This is a genomic window from Rhizobacter sp. Root1221 (assembly GCF_001425785.1).
Taxonomy (GTDB): domain Bacteria; phylum Pseudomonadota; class Gammaproteobacteria; order Burkholderiales; family Burkholderiaceae_C; genus Rhizobacter.
The window spans coordinates 1-19,835 of record NZ_LMDI01000010.1 but is presented as its reverse complement, the minus strand read 5'-3'; the positions used below and the strand labels follow the sequence as shown (position 1 = coordinate 19,835).

The 19,835-nt window shown below is 66.7% G+C and carries 15 protein-coding genes; 4 read left to right on the top strand and 11 right to left on the bottom strand.

Features of this window, described 5'->3' with window-relative positions; translation table 11 throughout:
* Window positions 1-8: 8 nt before the first annotated feature.
* From ASC87_RS08560 to ASC87_RS08530, 7 genes are all read right to left on the bottom strand, one after another.
* Window positions 9-398, bottom strand: a complete 390-nt coding sequence (locus ASC87_RS08560; protein ID WP_056659595.1) for a hypothetical protein — start codon at window positions 396-398, stop codon at window positions 9-11.
* Window positions 399-867: 469 nt separating this feature from the next.
* Window positions 868-1,515, bottom strand: coding sequence for a PEP-CTERM sorting domain-containing protein (locus ASC87_RS08555; protein ID WP_082568499.1), 648 nt, complete (start codon window positions 1,513-1,515; stop codon window positions 868-870).
* Window positions 1,516-1,834: 319 nt separating this feature from the next.
* Window positions 1,835-5,665, bottom strand: coding sequence for a M48 family metalloprotease (locus ASC87_RS32700; RefSeq protein WP_200954332.1), 3,831 nt, complete (start codon window positions 5,663-5,665; stop codon window positions 1,835-1,837).
* Window positions 5,666-6,018: 353 nt separating this feature from the next.
* The gene (locus ASC87_RS08545; protein WP_056659591.1) at window positions 6,019-8,499 is read right to left on the bottom strand and encodes an alginate lyase family protein; all 2,481 of its coding nucleotides are present in this window, start codon (window positions 8,497-8,499) and stop codon (window positions 6,019-6,021) included.
* 480 nt (window positions 8,500-8,979) lie between these two features.
* Window positions 8,980-11,205 carry a dockerin gene (locus ASC87_RS08540; protein WP_235582112.1) on the bottom strand — a complete coding sequence of 742 codons (2,226 nt, stop codon included), beginning with the start codon at window positions 11,203-11,205 and terminating at the stop codon, window positions 8,980-8,982.
* A gap of 199 nt (window positions 11,206-11,404) precedes the next feature.
* The gene (locus ASC87_RS08535; protein WP_056659587.1) at window positions 11,405-11,695 is read right to left on the bottom strand and encodes a hypothetical protein; all 291 of its coding nucleotides are present in this window, start codon (window positions 11,693-11,695) and stop codon (window positions 11,405-11,407) included.
* Window positions 11,696-12,376: 681 nt separating this feature from the next.
* The gene (locus tag ASC87_RS08530) at window positions 12,377-12,676 is read right to left on the bottom strand and encodes a hypothetical protein (protein ID WP_157603919.1); all 300 of its coding nucleotides are present in this window, start codon (window positions 12,674-12,676) and stop codon (window positions 12,377-12,379) included.
* Between the two features lie 583 nt (window positions 12,677-13,259).
* Between ASC87_RS08530 and ASC87_RS08525 the strand changes: the two genes are divergently transcribed.
* Both ASC87_RS08525 and ASC87_RS08520 read left to right on the top strand, forming a co-directional pair.
* Entirely contained in the window at window positions 13,260-14,189 is a 930-nt protein-coding gene (locus ASC87_RS08525; RefSeq protein ID WP_056659584.1) for a Gfo/Idh/MocA family protein, read from the top strand.
* 82 nt (window positions 14,190-14,271) lie between these two features.
* Window positions 14,272-14,559, top strand: coding sequence for a DUF2185 domain-containing protein (locus tag ASC87_RS08520; protein ID WP_082568497.1), 288 nt, complete (start codon window positions 14,272-14,274; stop codon window positions 14,557-14,559).
* Window positions 14,560-14,607: 48 nt separating this feature from the next.
* Here ASC87_RS08520 and ASC87_RS08515 read toward each other — a convergent pair whose 3' ends face one another.
* Window positions 14,608-15,411 (bottom strand): acyl-CoA thioesterase II, encoded by an 804-nt coding sequence (locus tag ASC87_RS08515; protein ID WP_056659580.1) that lies wholly within the window; start codon window positions 15,409-15,411, stop codon window positions 14,608-14,610.
* A 124-nt stretch (window positions 15,412-15,535) separates the two neighbouring features.
* Here ASC87_RS08515 and ASC87_RS08510 point away from each other — a divergent pair, with 124 nt between their 5' ends.
* On the top strand, window positions 15,536-15,835 hold the full coding sequence (locus tag ASC87_RS08510) for a hypothetical protein (protein ID WP_056659578.1): 300 nt from the start codon (window positions 15,536-15,538) through the stop codon (window positions 15,833-15,835).
* Between the two features lie 11 nt (window positions 15,836-15,846).
* On the opposite strand, the gene ASC87_RS08505 is transcribed toward ASC87_RS08510, so the two are convergent.
* Window positions 15,847-17,667, bottom strand: a complete 1,821-nt coding sequence (locus ASC87_RS08505; RefSeq protein ID WP_056659576.1) for a hypothetical protein — start codon at window positions 17,665-17,667, stop codon at window positions 15,847-15,849.
* Between the two features lie 191 nt (window positions 17,668-17,858).
* Here ASC87_RS08505 and ASC87_RS08500 point away from each other — a divergent pair, with 191 nt between their 5' ends.
* Window positions 17,859-18,659, top strand: coding sequence for a PEP-CTERM sorting domain-containing protein (locus ASC87_RS08500; protein ID WP_056659574.1), 801 nt, complete (start codon window positions 17,859-17,861; stop codon window positions 18,657-18,659).
* Here ASC87_RS08500 and ASC87_RS08495 read toward each other — a convergent pair.
* Both ASC87_RS08495 and ASC87_RS33140 read right to left on the bottom strand, forming a co-directional pair.
* Window positions 18,616-19,407 (bottom strand): MetQ/NlpA family ABC transporter substrate-binding protein, encoded by a 792-nt coding sequence (locus tag ASC87_RS08495; RefSeq protein ID WP_082568495.1) that lies wholly within the window; start codon window positions 19,405-19,407, stop codon window positions 18,616-18,618. The two genes, ASC87_RS08500 and ASC87_RS08495, sit on opposite strands and share 44 nt — an antisense overlap.
* 241 nt (window positions 19,408-19,648) lie before the next feature.
* Window positions 19,649-19,835, bottom strand: a 187-nt coding sequence (locus ASC87_RS33140; RefSeq protein ID WP_235582111.1) for a hypothetical protein, incomplete at its 5' end; no start/stop codon positions are given.

The window sequence follows — 19,835 nt, the reverse complement described above, 5'->3', positions numbered from 1 at the left end:
CCCAAGAATCAGCGGTCGCGTGGCACGCTCGCCGCCCCCTCGACCCAGTCCAGGACTTCATTGATGGTGCGGCCACCGGCGGAGGGCCACAGGTCGGAGGCCGCCCGCGTGACCGACTCGAGCGTCATGGACCGCACGGCTTCGCGTGCTGTCAACACAGTGTCGCGCTCCGAGCGTTTGCAAAGCTGAAGCAGCAGTCGAGCACTCGCAACCGTGTCTATACCGCCTAGGACATACGCCACGCGTTCCTGCGATTGGCATGGAAGCAGCAGGCACCGACGTTCGAACTCGTCCCAGTCACTCGGGGACAGGCGCTCCACCTGAGCCTGGATCACCTCGAATTCATGGTCGTACCAGAAGTCGTCGGAGGCGCGGGCGACAGAATCGAAATTGATCACGGAATCTCCTGATGTGTCAGCAGCTTACCGCCGCGACGAAACCAGACTGACGGTTCGCGACGCCCGACCATAGAGTGCCTTGTTTGCATAGCGGGCGGCCGCTTCAGTTTAGGTTTGTCCTCAGGCTGAAAGCGGGCGTTGGGTGCTCATGCTGAAGGTCCGTGGATCCTCGCCGTCGACCAACAACCCGAGGCGTTCATAGAGGGCCTTCGCGCGATTGCTCTTGATCACATTCAGCAGCAACGGCTTCGATGCGCAATCGGCCCGATGAGATGATCTCGATTTTGCCCTCTTGCAGGGTCCGCTTCCGCTGTGCATGGCAGACGTCGCAGAGGAGCCTTCCCGGCCCGCCCACGGATCGCACCGCCAGTTCCGGCCCATGCGTGCTGTCGCAGACTTCATTCCTCAGTCGCACACTTCATTGCGCTGTCGCAGACTCTATTGCCGCTGAACAGCTGCTGCTTAGAGCTCAGGACATTTCAGCAGCATGGCGGTCGAGTTCGTGCCGCTGCTTGCGGCGCATCGAGACTGCTACGAAAACGAGACCGATAGCCATGAGCGCGTAGGTGGCAGGTTCGGGGACCGGCGGAACGGGACGATCCGACAGCGGAACGTCAGAGTTGAATCGCAACTGACCGTAGTTCCAGCTGTCGGCCGCAAAGTTATCGTGGGTCTCGAAATTCACTCCAAAGCGCAAGATGCTGCCATCGGGGTTGAAGCCAAGGTCGACGACCTCAAACCATCCGTCGCCTGACGTGGCGCGGCCTTGTCCGCCGAACGTGAGGTAAGGCGAAGTTTCAGTCCGCGACCAACTTGCGCCTTCATACCGGCCGAGCGCCAGAGGCTGCCCAAGGGCCGGTGCGAAGTTCATACCCCAGACGTTGTGCCCGCCGCCAAGCCAGAGATCGGCATTCACATAGTCCGCGACACCAAAGTTGCGCACGTAGAAGGCGTTGCTTGCGGATTCGACGAACGAAAATTGTTGACCTGCGCCGGCGTAACTAGTCGGCGAACTTGTCAAGGTAAAGCTTGTCACTGCGAGAGCGGCCGTGCTTATGGCAACCGACGCAACAATCGTTGCGGAAAACACGCCACGCAGCACCTTGGAAATTGTCATGTTGGCCTCCCAGCCGATTTTGAGTTCGCATTACACCTCGCTGACCGCTCAGATCGCTCCAAGGGGGCTGAAATTATTTAACCGTGCGATAGCCCGGTCAAGCCGACCTTCCAGCTGCGTCGCAGGGTCGCGAGACTCCAGCGCCGCACCTCTGCGCTGTCGCTCGCCAACGAAGTCCCGAGCCGACCTCTCTCCAGGAGGCTTCGATCCAGCGCTTCGCGTGCTCAAGAAGGGGTCTGCGCCTCGGCAAGGCCATTGCGTGCTCTCCCGCGAACGGTGGTCCGCTCGGTTCGCTGGCGAGGTCCCGTCAGGCCTCCCCTCAACTGAAATAGGGCCTCTCCGACGCAAACAGCACCCGCTTCGCCGCGTGCCGCCACGCTGCAGGTGCCTTGGCCCCCAGCATCACGATGCCTGCGCCGTAGGCCTGGGCGCGCAGCTCGGGTGGAAGGCGATCCACGGCGGCCGCCGCCTCGAGCGGCGCGCGACCGCGCCGCAGTTCTTCGACGAAGGCGAGCACCACGGCAGCGTGCTGCGGGGCCGCACGATGGGCCGTCGATTCGGCTGGGCGGGTGTCCTGTCCGGCGCGGGCCGCGAGGGCGATGCTGGTCCAGACGGTGCCCATGTCGAGCCCGCTGTCCGCGGGGAGGGCCAGCGCTTTGGCGACCAGCTCGGGCGTGGCGCCGTCGGATGCGGCGGCCAGCCGTATCAGCCGGTCGCGCTGGGCGGGAGGTGCGGTGCTGGCCAGGGACAGCGCCTGTTCGAGCCTGCCTCGCGCCAGTTCGGCGTAGGCCTTGTAGCCGGGAGCCTCCACGCCGTTGCCGGTTTCGAGCGCGATGAGCTGGCGCAAGCCTTCGGAGCGCTGGCTCAGTTCAGCCATCGCGGGCCCATCGGCCTCGCCTATCAGGCGGCGGATGCGCGCGCTGTCGATGGCGGTGGTGTCGGCCAGGGCCGGCACCCTGCGGCGGGCGATGTCGAAGGCCGCCAGCGCCTGTGGCCAGTGCGAGCGCTCGGCTTCCACATAGCCGGCGGCGTAGGCGAACCAGCCGTGCTGGGGGCGGCTGGCGTGGCCGGCGAGGAATGCTTCGTCCTTCGCCGCGCCGTCGGGCAGGCATCGGGTGGCCACGTAGGCCAGGCCTTCGTTGGCAGGAGCGGCCGCTGCCCGCTGGCGATGGCGCTCGCACACGGCGGCACGGCCCGCCTCGTCGGCGGCGTCCTGCTCCAGGCGCAGCAGCAGCACGTGGTCGGGTGAGTCCACCAACCGCTGGGAGAGCACGGTTTTCGCGTCCGGCCCGGTCTGCGCCATCATCAGCCATTGGCCGGTGTAGGGGGTGTCCAAGTCGTCCCAACGGGCGTGGGTGGCGATCAGCCGGGTGCGTTCGGCATCCGTGTTCAGCGCACCGAGTTGCTGCAGTGGCCCTTCGTTGCCCATCCCGGACAACACGTCGCGCGTGGCGCCACCCCCCTTGGTGCTGACGCTCTTCGGGGGCTGCTCGAAGCGCACGTCGGCGGCGTTGGCGAAGAAGCGGGCCGTGCCCAGCAGGCGTTCCGGGCGCTGTGCACCGTTGCCATAGGTGGCTGTCCACTCCACCATGGGCGAGGCGCCGGCCACGTTGTAGACGAACTCGCCGAAGCTGCCGTGCGCTTCGCTGTCGAACTGCTCGATCAGCTGGCCCGTGAGCGTGCGCGTCACGATCTTCACCGCATCGTTTCCGGCAAGCGCCTGCTCCCGCGTGCCATGGGCCTCCACGCGCACGGCCGGTGCGTCACCCATCGTGACCATCACCGGCCGGGACAGCCCGTTGTAGATGGTCACCGAGGCGTGCCCGACCATCGCGCCGAAACCCAGCACACCGGCCACGATGCCGCCCGCCACGATCAGCCGTGCACCTGCGGGCACCAGCCCGTCGGCGGTCTGGAAGCGGCCCCACCAGTCCAGGCGGGTCTGCCGCTTGCGCTCGTTGCCAGCCACCAGCATGTCGTATCCCGTGGGCACGCGTGACTCAGCAGGCGCGGCTTCCACAGACGAGCCTTGCCGCAGGTGTCCGGCCAGCGCGCTTTCGGTCAGCAGCAGCTGCTCCAGTGCATGGTTGCGAAGCGCCGAGGCCAGGTGCGCCACGTGGTCCACCCAGCTGTCGACAGCCTTCAACCACTCGCCAATGTTCTCCTTGGTGGCCCCCGACAGGCCCAGTTCGCCGATGGCACCAGCCCAGCTGGGCACGCCGAGACGTGCGAGCAGAGGTTCGTCCAGCGTGACCTTGCCGGCGTGCACGAAAGCGCGCTGGAGGGCCTCTTGCAGCGCATTCGCATCATTCACCAGGCGGGTGCGGCCCGCCGTGCTGACGCGGCGCGTCGCGGTGACCACCGCTACGGTATTGCCGAGCACACCTTGCAGATCCCGCAGGTTGCGTTCGGTGTGCTCGGCGTAGTGCAGCGCGGCCACCAGGCCATCGAGGTAGGCCGGCCAGCCCTGGCCCAGTTGGTGTGCCACGGCGCGATGCACGCCCCGGCAGCGGCGGTCGTGAGCCTGCAGGCTCGCTTCGAGGGCGGCCAGGTCAGCCTCCGCGGCGGAGAGCACCTTGCCCAGCTGCGATCGTTTCACGGTGGCCCCGCGATGGCGGATGACATTGCCCGAGGGCCGCAGCGCGCCGCTGTGCAAGGCACGCAGCTGGGCCACTTCCTTCTCGAGGGTTCGCAACCGCTCCATGTCGGACACGAGGCCCTGCGGGTACAGCCGGTCGAGGTCGGCCAGCATGGGCGTCGACACGGCCTCGGTCAGCGCCTGCGGGTTGGCCGAATGCGCAGCCAGGGGGCGGCCGAAGTAGATGCCCCGGTAGCGGCTGCCGAAGTACTCGCGTTCGAATTGTTTGTTCAGCGTCTGCACCGAACCGTCGGTGGTGGCCTCCACCGCCACCCCGGGGGCCGCCGCTTCGTCCGGGCCGAGCAGCTTCGCGGTGACCTGCTCGCGCAGCGCCTTCACATCGGCGAATAGCACCCAGGCGTCCCTCGCGTCGACCGGCGCGTGCACGAAATGGCGCTTCGCATTCGCCTCCCGCTCGTGGTTCAACGGGTGGGTGAGCCACATCTGGGGTGGCTGTGCCAGTTCCGCCTTGAACACCCGGTGCGCCTGCGGCGTCGATCCCGTGGCGGCGGGCACCCGGCCATAGTGCCGGTCGTTGAGCAGTTGGCCCATGTGTCCCACCACCCGGGTCTGGATCTCGAACAGGTCGCGTGGGGTCCGGCCATTGGCTTTCTCGGACATCACGAAATGCATCGCCCGTCCCCACGCATCGTCTGCCGCCTGCAGGCGGTGCAGGGCATGGATGAGCGCATCGCTGCCGGTGAGCGACACGGCAACGAGGTCGGCGTTCATCTCCATCTCGCGCGACAGCGCGCGTTGCATCAGCACCACCACCTGGAACGCCGATTCCACGAGCGACCGGATGGACCACACCACCAGGCTCAGCAGCCAGCCCACCCAGGCCACGCGCACGTCGAAGCGTGACAGGGCACGCAGGAAGTCGTCCAGCTTGTCACGCCGAGCCACCAGTTGGGCGGCGATCTGCTGCGCCACGTACACCCAACGTCCCACCGCCATGGCCCGTTGTGCGAAGTGCCCGAACTCGTGGGCCAGCACGGCGCGGAACTCACCCAGCGTCAACGCATTGACCAGGCCGAGGCCGATCTCGAGGTTCTTCTTCGACGGAAAGAACAGGTTCAGCACCGACAGGTCGTAGAACACCGCGGCATTCACCCGTGCCGAAATGAACACCTTGTGCGGACGGGGTGCGCCGGCCTTGTCGGCCAGCGAATGCAGGAAGCGGAACAGTTCAGGTTGCTGGCCGGAGGTGATCTCGATGCTGTCATCGGTGCCGCCGTGCTTCACGAAAAACACGGCCTTGACCATGAAGACCGCCAGGAACGCCGCGCACGCGCCGATGGCCCAGCCCCAGACGGCATGCTTCGCACCGGGATCGGCCCCCAGTGTCATGCGCCACGCCGTGAAGCCGAACCAGCCTGCGAGGGCGAAGTACAGCAGCACGAAGGTGACGAGCCCGGCCATCGCAAGCCAGGCGCGGCGTTTGTAGGCGGACGTGGGTTTGGCCAGCTTGGCCACAAGTGCGCTCGGCGGCGCGACAGGCGTGGATGCCATGGTGAATTGCTCCCTCGTTGAACGGTGGCGCGGCATGCGGATCGTGGTCCGCTCTTGCTCTTCTTCGCGTGCGGTGCAGCATCGCGCCTCGGGCGGGAGTTTCTCAAGTTTTTCGCGGTCGGCGGGCCCATCTGCCGGGTGGGATGTGGAATCGTGCCGGGTTGGCCCGGTTCTAGGCTCTGGCCCTCCGCACTGGCATGTTGGCAAGCGTGCCGCTGCTGCCGGCGGCTGTCGGCCGGGCGGTCAACCACGGCGGACAGGCGATGCGGTACCTCACGCCGATGCACGCCGAAACGGGCTGATCAGATCGATCGCCGCCAACGTTCAGGCAGCCATCGGCCATGCCAAGCAGTTCACTGCGGCTTGGAAACGAGCAGCTCGAATTCGCCAAGATCCGTGAAGACGACGTCGCCGTTGTTGGCCGTGACGTTGAGTCGGTAGTAACGATAGAAGCTGGGATTCGCGATCGCGTAAGTCTTCAGCTCGAAGCGTTGGGCAAAGGCCTGGTTGCTTTGCGTGTCGAGCGTGGTCCAGGTGGCGCCGTCGTTGGAGCCCTGGAATTGCCAGTCCTTCGGATCGCGGGGGACCAGGCCGTTGGCGCTGCGGATGGCATAGCGCTGGAGGCGCTCCGTGTAGCCGAGGTCATACCGCAGCCAGCCGGTCGTGCCCCTATAGAACCATCCCGACCCCGTGTTCTGGTCGAAGGCCCTCATGGCGCCGCTCGTGCTCCCGCTGTCGGTTGCTTCGCCACTGGTGGCGACGTTCACCATCGGATGAAACGGTGTGGCGCTGTCCGCCGGAGAACTACCGCTCGTTCCAGCGGAGTTGGTCGCCGTGACGGTGTAGTAGTAGGTGGTGCCATTGGTCACCGACTTGTCCGTGTAGCTGCTGCCTGTGACGCCCGACGCGATGGTTGAGTATCTGCCGTCGCTGGAGGTGGAGCGATTGACCGTGTAGCTGGCGGCTCCGAAGGACGCCTGCCAGCGCAGCGGCACGGCGCCATCGCCCGGCGAGGCCAGCAGCATGGCGGGCGCCGCAGGGATGACGCTCGGCGCACCACCGCCGCCGCCGGTGATCTGGACATTGCTGAAGACGCTGTTGTTGAGCTTGCTTGTGACCGACGAGACCACCAATCCGACATAGATCGTGTCGGGAACGGGCGCGTCGATGCGGCCGACATTGGTGGCAGCCCAATTGGTGCCATCGGGAGAAACGTAGCCGGTGATGATGTTCCCGATGCGCTCGAGCTTCACCCAGTAAGTGGGCCCGGAGCTCGCAACCTTGTTCGCGTAGTTCGAGCCGCCATACACCGCCAGTTTCGTCATGTTCTGTAAGGCTTCACCTTTGTTGTTTATCGCCATCCAGGCGCGCGGAGCGCCTTGATCCAGGCTTGTGCGCATCATCACGCCCGCCACTGCGGACGGGTGGGTGTTCTGGAGCGACTCGACTTTCGCGATGATGGCGCTGTTGCCGGTGATGGCCTTGTAGGCGAAGTGGCAACTGTCGCGTTCGCCCCAGATATCGTAGCCTGCCCCAGCCACGTTCCATATGCCGTTGGCGTATGTGGCCGCGCCGGCTGGGCTGGCACCCCCGATGTCAGCACCGCTGAACCCCGAGGTGATCGAGGTGGCCGAAGGAATGGGCAGCGGCGGCGGCGGCGTCGCCTTCGAGGTGTCGGACTCCTTGAGGAACATGAAGCTGGAGCCGCCCACGGGCGTCCAGAGGCGTCTTTGAGCGATGAAGGGCGCCTGGAGACCCTTGCGCAGGACGTAGGCGTTATAAAGCTGAGTGAGCGCCCCGCTCCCGCCATTGGCGCCGTCCCAGCCGCGATTGGTGACGTCGGAGGTGTAATAGCGATCGGTGGTGCCGAAAGGAAGGGCTGTCGTGGGAACGAGCTCGTTCACCCGCGCGAAATACTCACCCGCCGCCAGCAGGCGGTTGTCAAAGTCGGAATAGATATCGATGCCTTGGGTCCAGAGCGCCTCTGCCAGCATGGTCAGTGACGCGAGCTGCCCATAGGCGTGCCCCTGGTCGCGGAGGTAGTCGCCGAGCATGCCGATGTCATTGGAATTTCGCAACCCGATATGAGCCAGCGTGCGGGTCTGGTAGACGACCTTGTCCAATGTCTCGATGTCGTCGTTGTAGATCGCCATCAGTCCAAGAGCGAGGAGGGACAGTGCGCCCTTGTTGGCGGCGCCGAACGAGCTTTCGCCATAGGGATTCGCTGCCGGCATCAGGACGTTCTTGAAGTACTTCTTGACCGTCGCCGTGTCGGCCTCCGTCCAGCCCGGGTAGGTGCTGCGCAGGATTTCCGCACCGCCCACGAACGCGAAAGCGTAGTCGCCCAGATCAAGCATGGACTCGCGACCTGAGAACTCAACGTGGGTGGTGGCCCACCCAAGCAGCAACTTGCGCGCATTCACCGCGTATTGCTCGTTCTGGGTGAAATACCACATCCGCGAGAGGTCCGAGATCGCGACCATGTCGCTGCGCCAAGCATTGAGATTCTCGTCGGGGGCGCGGCTCACTTTCGCGAACGGGCCACCACGCCCTGCGTAGCTGAGCCTGGACGTGGGACTGTTCGCCAGTTGATTGAAGGCGGACTTCCACGGCTCCTTGCCCTGATCGACGTTCGCCTTGAGCGTCTGGAGATCCGAGAGGGTGAGTCCCGCGCCTGGATGTTTGATAACGCGGACCTGCGGTGAGTCGCCGCTTCTCGCCGCCCCTTCGCTTGACGCCGACCCTTCGTTTCCGACCTCCTCGTTATTGCAAGCGATGAGTACGGCGGAGGTCAACAGGAGCAACGCGCGGGTGAAGTTGGTGGTGTTGAACACGTGAGTGGTCTTTCGTAAGGGCAGATCAGTTGCGGCGGCCAGCTCAGCTTGACGCAGGACGTTTCCTCGCTCCGACATCATGGCGACGGGATTGCGGCCTTCCGCAATCGGGTCCCTTTGATTTCGTTACCAACGGTGGCGGATCGTATCGATCCACCGCTTCGGCGACATCGAAGGTGGGCGACCCTGCGTAATCATGATGAAGACATGACTGCGGATTCGTGACGTGACGGAATGCCGCCTTTCGACACATCGTTACCGAACTCAGCGCCCCGTAGCGCTGCCCGGCCGGTCCCGGCGCCCACTCGGCAGCGGAGACCTTGGCGGAGGGTTCGGCGGCAGCGGCCGCCGAACCGCCGGCTACGGCAGCCAGTCCGGCACCTGCCACGGTGCACACCAAGCCGCGTGCCGGCTCATCGGGCAAGGTGCCCAACACGGTTGTCTTGTTCATGAGCGATGCAGGGATGAAGTGGACGGGATTCAGTTGCTGTACAGCAGGCCCCGACCGGTGCCGCTGACGTAAATCCGGCCATAGACGTTCTGGTCGGCCGCCATGACGCCGATGCCGCCGAACTGGTGCGCGTCGTCGTTGAAGCGAGTCCAGGTGGCGCCGGCGTCGTCGGAGCGGTAGACGCCCCACACGCCGTTCACCACGCCCACCACATAGACCGCAGCCGAGTACGCGGCGCCGGGCTTGGCCTTGCCCAGCGCCACCGCCGTGGCGCCCTGCACGTCGGGCCACGGGTTGCTGCCCGTGATCGAGGCAAACTGGCTCAGCTTCGTCCAGGTCGCTCCTGAATCCACCGAGCGGTACACGGCGTTGCCGTCGGCCAGCCAGAGGTCGCCTTCGGCATTGGGGTTGACCGCCAGCGAGGTGTTCGAGAAGTAGTGGGGGGCCAGCCCCGCGGTCACCGAACCCTGGCTCAGCGTGAACGTGTGGCCGCCATCCGTCGAGACGTAGACCTTGCCCGGCGTGCCCCACCACTGGCCACCGGAATCGTAGGCATAGACCTTGTTCGGGTTCTTGCGATCTGCGACCAGGTGGTAGGCGCGGGGGAAGATGCTGTTGATCGCCGGCAGATTGGTCGACACCCAGGTGGCGCCGTTGTCCGTGGTGTAGGACGGCACCGAGTAGCCGGGCGCCCAGACCGCCCTGTTGCGCGCCGTGACCGCGATGCTCGCTTCCCCACCCTTGTTGTCCGCGACGCCCGGCGGGTAGGTGGCGAACTTCGCCCAGGTCTTGCCGCCGTCGCCGGACCACACGCCGTAGCCGGTGCTGTTGCCCAGGACGACGCCGATCGTGGCCATGTACTGCGGATCTGACCACGCCATGTCGGCGGCGAAGCCGTTGCTCCAGCTGGTGGCCGGCGTCAGCGTCGGCTTGGTGGCGAGGTTGGTGTGCAACCAGGTGCCAACGTCGCCCTTACTGTTGATCACGGTGTACGTGGCGCCGGCCGGCGGCGTGGCCAGGCCCAGGACGGCAGTCTCCTCGATGCCGTCGTTCAGCTCGTTCCAGCTCGGCGTGGCCGAGGACGCGTTGCGGGTTTCCCAGACGCCGCCGCCATGGCCGTACAGGATGTGATCCCGGTTGGCAGGATCGATCTCGACGTCGTCGGGCCAGCCCCAGAAGGCCGCGTCGGCCGGCGTATGCGGCATGGTGGCCGCGATCTCGCGCCAGTTGCGGCCGGCATCGTCGGACAGCCGGATGATTTGCTGGCCGCTGAAGCTGCCCCAGGTGTTGGTCACACCCAGCGCAATGCGCGTGGTCGAGCCGGTGCCGGAGACGGACACGCCGCCGTAGCCGGCGGAGTCGTTGCTGTCGAGCAAGGTCCAGTTGCTGCCGTCGAACTTGTAGAGACGGGCGGGACCACCGGCGCCCGGGCCGGTCTCCTTGGTGAAGGCCACGTAGAACATGCCGTCTGCGGCGCGCACCATGTGCGGGATGTGATAGCCGGAGATCGGGACCGAGACCGGGGTCCATGAGGCCCCGCCGTTGCTGGACTTGTACAGGTTCGAGGCCAGGCCTGCTGTCTGGACGTAGTCCGGGGCGATGGGCGCGTAGATCGTCTGCGTGGCTGACCCGCTGCCCTTGGTGCCGGTGTCGTAGACGACCGTCTCGACGCCCATCGCGCTGTTCATGCCCAAGGCATTGACCTGGTCCTGGGTCAACTTCGCGCTCGACAGCGACGTGACCTGCGCCCAGGTGAGGCCCGAGTCGGTGCTCTTCCACAGGCCGGCCGTGCGCGTGGCGTAGAACAGCGTCGAAGGCTTGTTGGGGTCGACCATCAGGCGTTCGCCGATGGCCCGGCCGGGGTTGTTGCCGCCCAGGGGGAAGGGCAGGGCGACGTAGGTCCACTGGTCACCGCGGTTGCTGGAGATGTACAGGCGGCCGTTGCCCTCGGACGTGTACATGCCGGCGGCCATGTAGACGAGCTGGTCGTTGTTCGAATCCACGGCGATGCTTTCGATGCCGTGGTAGCGGCTCTCGCTTCCACCGAAGCCCAGGCCATCGGTGATGGGCACCCAGGACATCGTGGCCTGGTTCCAGCGGTAGGCGCCACCGATGTCGGTGCGCGCGTACAGCAGGTTCGCGGACGTCGGATGGAAGATGAGGCCGCTGACGTAGCCGCCACCGCCGAACTTCACGCTCTTCCAGGTGGTGGCCTGGGCCGGTGTCCCGCCGCCGCCGGGATTTCCCCCGTCCACGGGACCGCCCCCCGGGGCGGAACTGCCTCCGGCGGGAGGGGGCGTCGTGCCACCGCCTGCGCTGCTGCCACCTCCTCCACCGCCGCAACCTGCCACGAGGCTCGCGGAGAAGATCGAAAGGAGGATGAGTTGTCTACTGCACTTGTTCATGAGGGAAACCCGGGTCTGGTTTGTTGATGGCATGGCGCGGTGGCGCTGATCACGGGGCAGGCAATGGCGCCAGCACCACGGCGGCGCCGCCAGCCGCGGCCAGCGGCAGGCTCGGCGCGTCCTTGCGGGTCACCTTGCGTTGCGATGTCTCCAGGGGCTGCACCGGCGAGACGCGCACGGCTACCGCAAGATGGCACTTCTTGTCGTCGCAGATATTCCAGAAGTCCAGCCAGGCCGCATTGCCCTTGGTGTCTTTGACGCTTGCCGGGATGGTCGGGTAGAAGGGCTGCTGCGGCGTCCATGACCGGGGATCGGCCAGGTTCTTGGTCGTGGAATACACGGGTCACCGCCTTGGTAGATCAACTACCAGAGTTTTTGCGGCGCGAAATAGTAAACCTGCGGCGCTGCGCGGTAACCCGGCCCAATGGGGGACTGGCCGAGCATGAACAGGGAAGACATGGTATCGGTTGCCGTGGTAGACGATGGTCGTGTCGCCGCCTGCGCTACCGCCCTCCCCTCCTCCGCCGCAACCCATCACGAGGCTCGCGGCGACGATGGAAAGGACGATGAATCGTTGACTGCACTTGTTCATGATGGTCATTGGCATCTGGCGTGGCGCCATGTCAACGCGATGAAGGGCTCGCGACCAGGAAAGGAATCGCCGACGCCGCGCGTGTGCTGGAGGTCATGACGGTTGGCGCGGACAGTTGGACACGCAGACACTTTGCCAACCGGCCGTTTCCGGGCCGTTTCAAGGGGGGCGACATTCCGGGCCCTGGGCAACCCAGCAAGACCACCGGCGCCCACTGCTGAAGCCGAACCTCTACTCGCCTGCGCTTGGCCAGCACACGAAGCTTCCGCTCGGTGTGCTCGTCCAGCTCAATCGTTGTTGCAACCTGTATCGCTCCAGCCTCCTGGGCGTTGGAGCTTGCCGCGTCAGGCTTGTAACTTCACGTGCACTGCACCAGCGGTGCATTGCTCCGCGAAACCAACACGATGGCGATCGCGGGCTGCTGGAGCATCAACTCAATCCATCCAGAAACTTTGAAGCCAGGACCAGGCACTGGGTTTCATGCGGTGTTGCCAAGAGCCTTGCGCCGGTGAGCGAGAGGACATCCAACTCTTCCCATTCGAGCTTGTCGGCAGGCGGGCAAACGCGCAGCACCAGCAAGGCCGCCCCGTCGAATCGCCATAGCTCCGCGCCTTCGACAACGTCATCTGCACCGAGCACCGCGACCCACACGACATCACCGCCAAGTACGTCAAGCGCGCCGGCTGGCGATTCACTGCGGGCGACGGAGAAAGCGCTCGCCGATCCCATGGCGGCTCAGACGCCCGTCGGCCGGCGCTGCGAGGCGCCCGACAGCTTCAGGCCGGAAGTGGTCCTTCGCGACCTGGGTTTGTCCGCCAACCACAGCGCCAGCACCCGGTGGCGTGCCATGTCTTGAGTGGTGACGAGCAAACAGGACATGGAGGCTCGGTGCGATCGCAGTGCTGCCCCATTCTGTGATCGACGAACTCTTGTGCGACGTTCAACGGAACGCCCTCCAACCTTGAGATCTCTTCGACGAGACTCGCCGGAGGCAGCTTAGATAGCTTCGCGACCGTCCTGAGCGATACGCCGTGGTCTACAAGAATGGATGTGCCGCACTTGATGCAAGGTTCGCGGGCTGTGGACATCGCTGAGGCTTCGCAGAGGTGAACTGGTGGGAGCCTAACCTACCTAAAAGCCCGCTTCCGTTGGCGGTCCTTCCGCCGTCCATCGCAAGAGGCAACCGACAAGACCCCATACCGATCGGAAGAGAAAGATCACGACCTTCGCCGCCATGCACAAGCACGGGAAGACCACCTACCCGCAAGGCAAGGGTGTTCGGTAACATCGCCGCTTCACTTGAGCCACATCCATGAAACTGAAACTGGGCCTGGTGGGCATCGGCAAGATTGCCCGCGATCAACACATTCCGGCGCTCGAGAAGAGCCCCGATTTCGAACTCGTGGCCTGCGCGAGCCGCAACGCGCGCGTCGACGGCGTGGCGAACTTCACCGACCTCGAGAGCATGCTGGCCCAGGTGCCGCAGCTCGATTGCGTGTCGATCTGCACACCACCGCAAACGCACTTCGCGGCCGCGCTGGTGGCGCTGCGTGCGGGCAAGCACGTGATGCTCGAAAAGCCCCCCGCGGCAACGACGCGACAGATCGCCCTGCTCGCCGACCAGGCCGCGCAACGGGGGTGCACGCTGTTCCAGTCGTGGCACTCCCGCTTTGCCGCCAGCGTGGATGCGGCACGCGAATGGGCCCGCACGCGCACGCTCACCGGCGCGCGCATCGTGTGGAAGGAAGACGTGCACCACTGGCACCCCGGGCAGCAGTGGATCTGGGAGCCGGGTGGCTTTGGCGTTTTCGACCCGGGCATCAATGCGCTGTCGATCCTGACCGAGGTGCTTGCGCATGAGGTGTGCGTCGAGACCGCCACGCTGTCGTTCCCCGAAAACCAGCAGGCCCCGATCGCCGCCGAGTTGCGCCTGCGCACCGAAGCGGGCGTCGCCGTGGACGCCGAGTTCGACTTCCGGCAAAAGGGCGACCAGAGTTGGGACATCGAATTGCACAGCACCACCGGCAGCCTGAAACTCTCGCAAGGAGGCGCCACGCTCACGGTCGATGGCCAGGTGGTGGCGGCCGACCAAGGCCTGGCCGGCGAGTATCCGCGCTTGTATTCCCGCTTTGCGTCGCTGTGCGTTGCGAAACGCTCCGAGGTGGATTGGCGCCCGTTCCAACTGGTGGCCGACGCCTTCCTGATCGGCGAGCGGCGCATCGTCGCGCCGCACCAGGTGTGACGGCCAGGGCGTGCCCGCGTGCGCGGCGCTCGGGTACGCTCTCCCCTTCCGGGCTCACCCGCCCTTTCCAACGCCTTCTGCCATGACCTCTCTCACCTGCGTGGCCACCGAGGTGATCACCACCCGCCAGAAGCCTGTCGGCTATGCCTACCGCACCGCCCCGGCCACGCCCACCGACAGCGGCTGGCGTTTCCTCAGCGGCAGCGAAAGCGAGAAGTACATGAACCAGCCCACGCACTACATCACCTGCGTGTTGGCGGACTTCGCACTCGAGCATCCCGACGTGGTGCCCCTGCTGGACCACCCGGCCGGCTCGGCCTTCGAGCGCGCCGATGCGAGTGAGGCATTCGAGGCGGTGCCGCTGGAATAAGCGCGGGGCAATTCCGCGAGACCGTGGCGGCGCCCCTGGCGGTCGGCGTCACGCCTTGTAGTACACCACCTGGTGGGTGGTGGCCAGCAGGTCCCCGTGCCGGTTCCACAGCTGCGCCGTCTGGTCGAAGAAGCCGCCGCGAAACGCCTGCGCCTGGGCCTGGCCCAGCAGCAGGCCGTCCGCCGTGGCGGCGAGCCGCACGCTGTCGGCGTGGTAGTACACGGTCATCGACACCGTTCCCGCGGGCGTGGGCGTGGCGTGCCGGCGCCAGCGGCGCGGGAAAAACACGTCGGACAGCGCAGTGAGGGACGCATGGTCGAGCGGGCGCGGCGGGGTATCGCGCACCCACAGGCGCGTGACGCTGTCAGGGTGCTCGCGGCCATCCCACGGTTGCGGCAGGTGGCCGTCGATGACGCGCATCTCGTAGCGGTCGAGCCAGGCCACGCGGCCCTGCGGGCCCAGCGGCTCGATGGTGTCCGGCGCGGGCACGCCGGGCATCGCGTGTTCGTCGTTCGCCCACACGTCACGGCGCAGGGCCGTCACCACGGTGGCCGTGGTGTTCGTTTCACCCTGCTGCTGCAGTTCCACGAACCAGTGTTGCGTGGACCGGTTGGTGCGCACGGCACGCGTGACCACCGTGAACGGGCCATCGGCCAGCGCGCTGCAGAAGTTGATGGTCAGCGAGATGGGCTCGCCCAGGCGCTGCGGGTGCTGCAGCACCGCGTTGAGCGCCTGCGCCGCGGTGATGCCACCGAACGGGCCCACCATGTTGCCGTAGGCAGGGCTCGTGTGGCCGAGCCACGTGCCATCGGGCTGGGGTTCGAGGGCAATGGCGTCGTCGAAGGCGCTCATGGGGATACTCCGGGTCGGGCGGGGCAGAGCAACCATCGTATGCGAGCCCGCACCCGGTGCGGGTCACCTCGGTGACCTTCGCATCGCACAATGGCACATCCCGACAGCTCCCATCTCCTGCCCGATGCAGTACCTCACGTTCGACGTCAGCGACAACACCGAAGGGGTCACCACGCTCGACGCGATGGCGTCCACGCCCGCCGCACAGCACCCGGCCGTCCTGGCCGAGGTGCAGCAGGTGCTCGACTGGGCCCGGCGCCGGTTCCCGCACGGCCACGGCCCCATCGACGACGGCATGGACTGGGACCATGACCTGCAGGTCACCGTGGAAGCCGGCGACTGGCACACCGTCACGCTCACGTTGTCGGCGTCACCGCGGTTCGCCGCCGATTTCCTGAAGGCCTTCGGCCACCCGGACGACTGACGGCCGGCGCGTCACCGGTCCCGCAGAACCTCGCCCGGCTGGTAGACGTCAAGCAGCACGTTCAGGGCGCCGAACGCGCCGTTGTCACCGTCGTAGAACGTTGCCCCCCGCGGGTCCAGACCCACCACGGGGTTCAGGCCGATGACACCGGCCCACCGCCCGTCGATGACGATGGCCGACGATTCGCTGATGCCATAGACGGGCAGGTGCCGGCGCTGCCTGCCGATGCCGTAGAGCCGCCCCCAGCGCTTGTCGATCTGCAGGCGCGGCTCGAACGCCGCCCCGGCCACGAGGCCGAGCCCGGGGCGGATCACGGCGTTGTCGGTGCGGAACGCGTTGATGGCGTCATCCGCGGTGTCGCCTTCGGCAATGGCGTCGAAGTGCTCTCCGGCGGCCGCGGCCATCGCACGTTCCAGCATCACCACGTCGGCGTGCCGGGCCGCGGTGGCCACCCAGTCGACGAACTCGCGGTCGGCCAGCACCCCCGCCAGCAGCGACTGGTCCCCCCCGACCAGCAGCACGCCGTCCGCATCGCGCGCACGCGCGACATCGAGGCGGGCCTGGCCTTGCAGATGGATGCGTGTCGACCCCCGCCACCCCGCCTTGACCAGCGCCTGGGCGTACAGGTCGGCCGCGGCCTGGGCATCCGCCACGGACGGGTACCCCGCCGCGATCACCACCATCTTGCCCAGCCGGTCGCGACGGGACGCCTGCCGCACGAACTCGCGGATGACCGGGCCGCCCAGGTCCTCGGAAACATCACCCCCCAGCATCACCGCGGCGCCGGGACCGGTGCGCAACCGGGGTTCGTCGCGGCCCCGGTCGTCGAACGGCAGCGGCCGCCCGGCCACGTGCGGCTCGCGCGTGGCCAGGTCGAGGGCCACGCGGCGGTTCGGCGACAGGACGTGAGTCAGCACGCGGCGCGCGCTCAGCGCTGCGTTGGGCCCCACCCAGCGGTGCCGCGCCCGCGCGCTGCGGAAGTCCACGACGATGGCGGACGACACTCCGGACACGGCGGTCAGCCACCGGTCGTTCGTGATGGCTGCACCGGTGTCGTAGTCGAACCCCAACCCGAGCAGGCCGCCCTGGCCCAAGGCATCGGCGGTCTGCGCGGACGCGTTGATCATGCGGCCGAGCCGGCCGCGCGAATGCACGTGTTCGTCGATGACCGACTGCCGCGATCCGAAGCGCAGGCCGCGATGATCAGACGGGCGGCCGAGCCACAGGTCGATGGAGGCCTTCTGCAACGCGTTCGTGGAGTCACCGGCATCGGTGTAGCCCGCGTTCATGACCAGCGACTGGATCGCCGCGCCGGCACTCGTGCCGCCGAACACCACGCCCCGCTCGGCCGCCACGTCCATCGCCGCTTCGCTCGGGGTGCCGGCGAGGATGCGCATCGCGTAACCCTGGTCGCCGCCGGTGAAGAAGATGCCGTCGACGGTGGGGTCGGACAGGCGCGTCAGGATGGCCGGCTGGTAGGCGTCCGCGGCGACATACAGCGGGACGGAGCCCACGTCGCAGCCGCCCGGAAAGGTGATGCGGTTCAACACGGCGTCACATGCCAGCTGCAGCGCCTTGACGTCTTCCGCCAGGATGATGGGGTCCTCGGGCAGCACCGGGTCGTCCGCAAACGCGGCAGGCACCATCACCATCCGCACCTTCGGGCCACGGGCGTGGCGGATCACCTCGGCCGCAAACCCTTCCAGGGCCTTTTCGTAGCCCCCGCCCACGGCATACAGATGGCGGTTCGGCTGGTCGCGCGCGGCGGCCGGCAACGCCAGGCACAACGACACGCACACGGACAGCACCAGGCGCCAGAAGTGGTGGGACATGACGAGGCCTTTCGCATGGGGTTGGGCGCGACTGTGGAGAGCACAGCGCGTTCGGTCAACCACTGTTCGATGGAGGCGGCGGGTTTCGGCCTCGCCGTGGCGCACCCCCTAGTTTTGAACTGGACGCGCGCTGGATTCGGATCAGACTCGCAGACCGCCCGCCTCCTTGGCGAGCGCTCCGGGAGCCGACCATGTCCGTGTCATCTCTGGCCCATCGTGTCGTCCTGTCGCTCGCCGCACCGCTGGTGTCGGGTGCGGTGGTGATGTTCAGTCCGTCAGCGGCCCACGCCGCGGGGGCCACGGCCACCGTTGACTGGGGCGCCATGACCATCGACCTGGTGGGCACCGACTACGACAACTACCCCGACGTGTCGTCGGTCACGATCCCGCTGCGGTCGTGGACCCATTGCACGCAGGAGGGCGTGTCGTCGTGCCCTCCGCCGGCCGAATTGCCCACGTCGTACGGGGACCCTGCGCCGGTCGCTGCCGTAACCGGCGATGGCCACGACGGGTTCGCGCGGTTCACGGACGACGACCGGCTCGATACCGCGTTGACCGGTACGCTGCCCGACACCGGGTCGCTCTCGGTGCAGACCACCTTCGAGTTCTCGTTTTTCGTGGCCGGCCCCGCAGTGCTGACGTTCCGCCTGCCCTACACGCTCTACGTCGACGATTGGGGCGGCGGCAGCAGCTTCGCTGAGGTGGGCCTGTGGACCGGCGGCATCAACCCGCGCGTCACGCTCGACTCCGCCATCGACGGCCGCCGCGAGCGCCGCGGTGTGTTGACCGGGGTGATCAACGCCACCGAGCCGTTCTGGACGGCCTCGTTCATCGTCGACACGGTGTCGGGGCTGCGGAACACCGTGGCGGCAGCACCGGTGCCCGAGCCCGGCACGGCGCTGTTGATGATCGCGGGCCTGGCGGCTGTGGGCGCCGCCACCCGCAAGTTCAGAACGCCGGCACCACGGCGCCCTTGTACTTCTCCTCGATGAACTTCTTCACCTCCGGCGTGTGAAGCGCAGCGGTGAGCTTTTTCAGCGCGGCGCTGCCGGCGTTGTCGGTGCGGGCGGCCAGGAGGTTGGCGTACGGCGAATCGGCCCCCTCGATGAACAGCGCATCGCGCGTGGGCACCAGCTTGGCCTCGAGGGCGTAGTTGGTGTTGATGAGTGCGAGGTCCACGTCTTGCAACGCGCGCGGCAACAAGGCCGGGTCCACCGCACGGATCACGAGGCGCTTCGGGTTCTCGGCGATGTCGCGCGTGGTGGCGAGAATCTGCGTCGGGTCCTTCAGCTTGATCAGCCCCTGCTTCTGCAGCAGCACGAGCGCCCGGCCCGTGTTGGACGGGTCGGTCGGAATGGCGATGGTGGCGCCGTCCGGGAGGTCGGCGACACGCTTGATCTTCAGCGAGTAGGCGCCGAACGGCTCCACGTGCACGAGGCCATTGGGCACTGCGACGATCGAGGTCTTGCGGTCGCGGTTGAACGCATCCAGGTAGGGCTGGTGCTGGAAGAAGTTCGCGTCCACCACCTTGTCGGCCACCGCGAGGTTGGGTTGAACGTAGTCGCTGAACACCTTGACCTCGAGGTCGATGCCCTGGGCCTTGAGCTTCGGTTTGATGAACTCGAGGATCTCGGCATGGGGCACCGGCGACGCGGCAACGCGCAGGGTTTCCTGCGCGTGCACCACGGAGGATGCCACGAGGGCGGCGAACACGGTGAGGGTGGGAATCAGTTTGCGCATGAAAAGGGCCCGAGGCTGTGAGTGGCGTGACGGTACGACGGCAAGCCGCCGGGGCCAACTGACTTTCCGGCACGACGACATGCGGTGAGCGGATATGGCGCCACGCCGTCATCCCGTCGAAGGCCCACTGCTAAAAACAGGCTGTCGCCCCGGTGCAGGCCGGGGTCTCCACCGGGGCCAAGCATCCGCTCGGTGGTGGTTGTCTGGCTTGGGGCATCGCTGGGTCGCTGCGGTCGGGCGCTCAAATCAGGCAGAGGGCCTGATCCTGAGAGACCCACTCTGCGCAAACGCCAATGCGTTTCTCTACACAACCCTGTCGTCCCGGCGAAGGCCCACTACTGTCCGGAATAATTTCCCCCTCAGTTGAACAGGGGCGGTTGGGCGGCGGCGAAGGCTTGCGCGGCTTGCCTTCGTCGTCGATACAACTG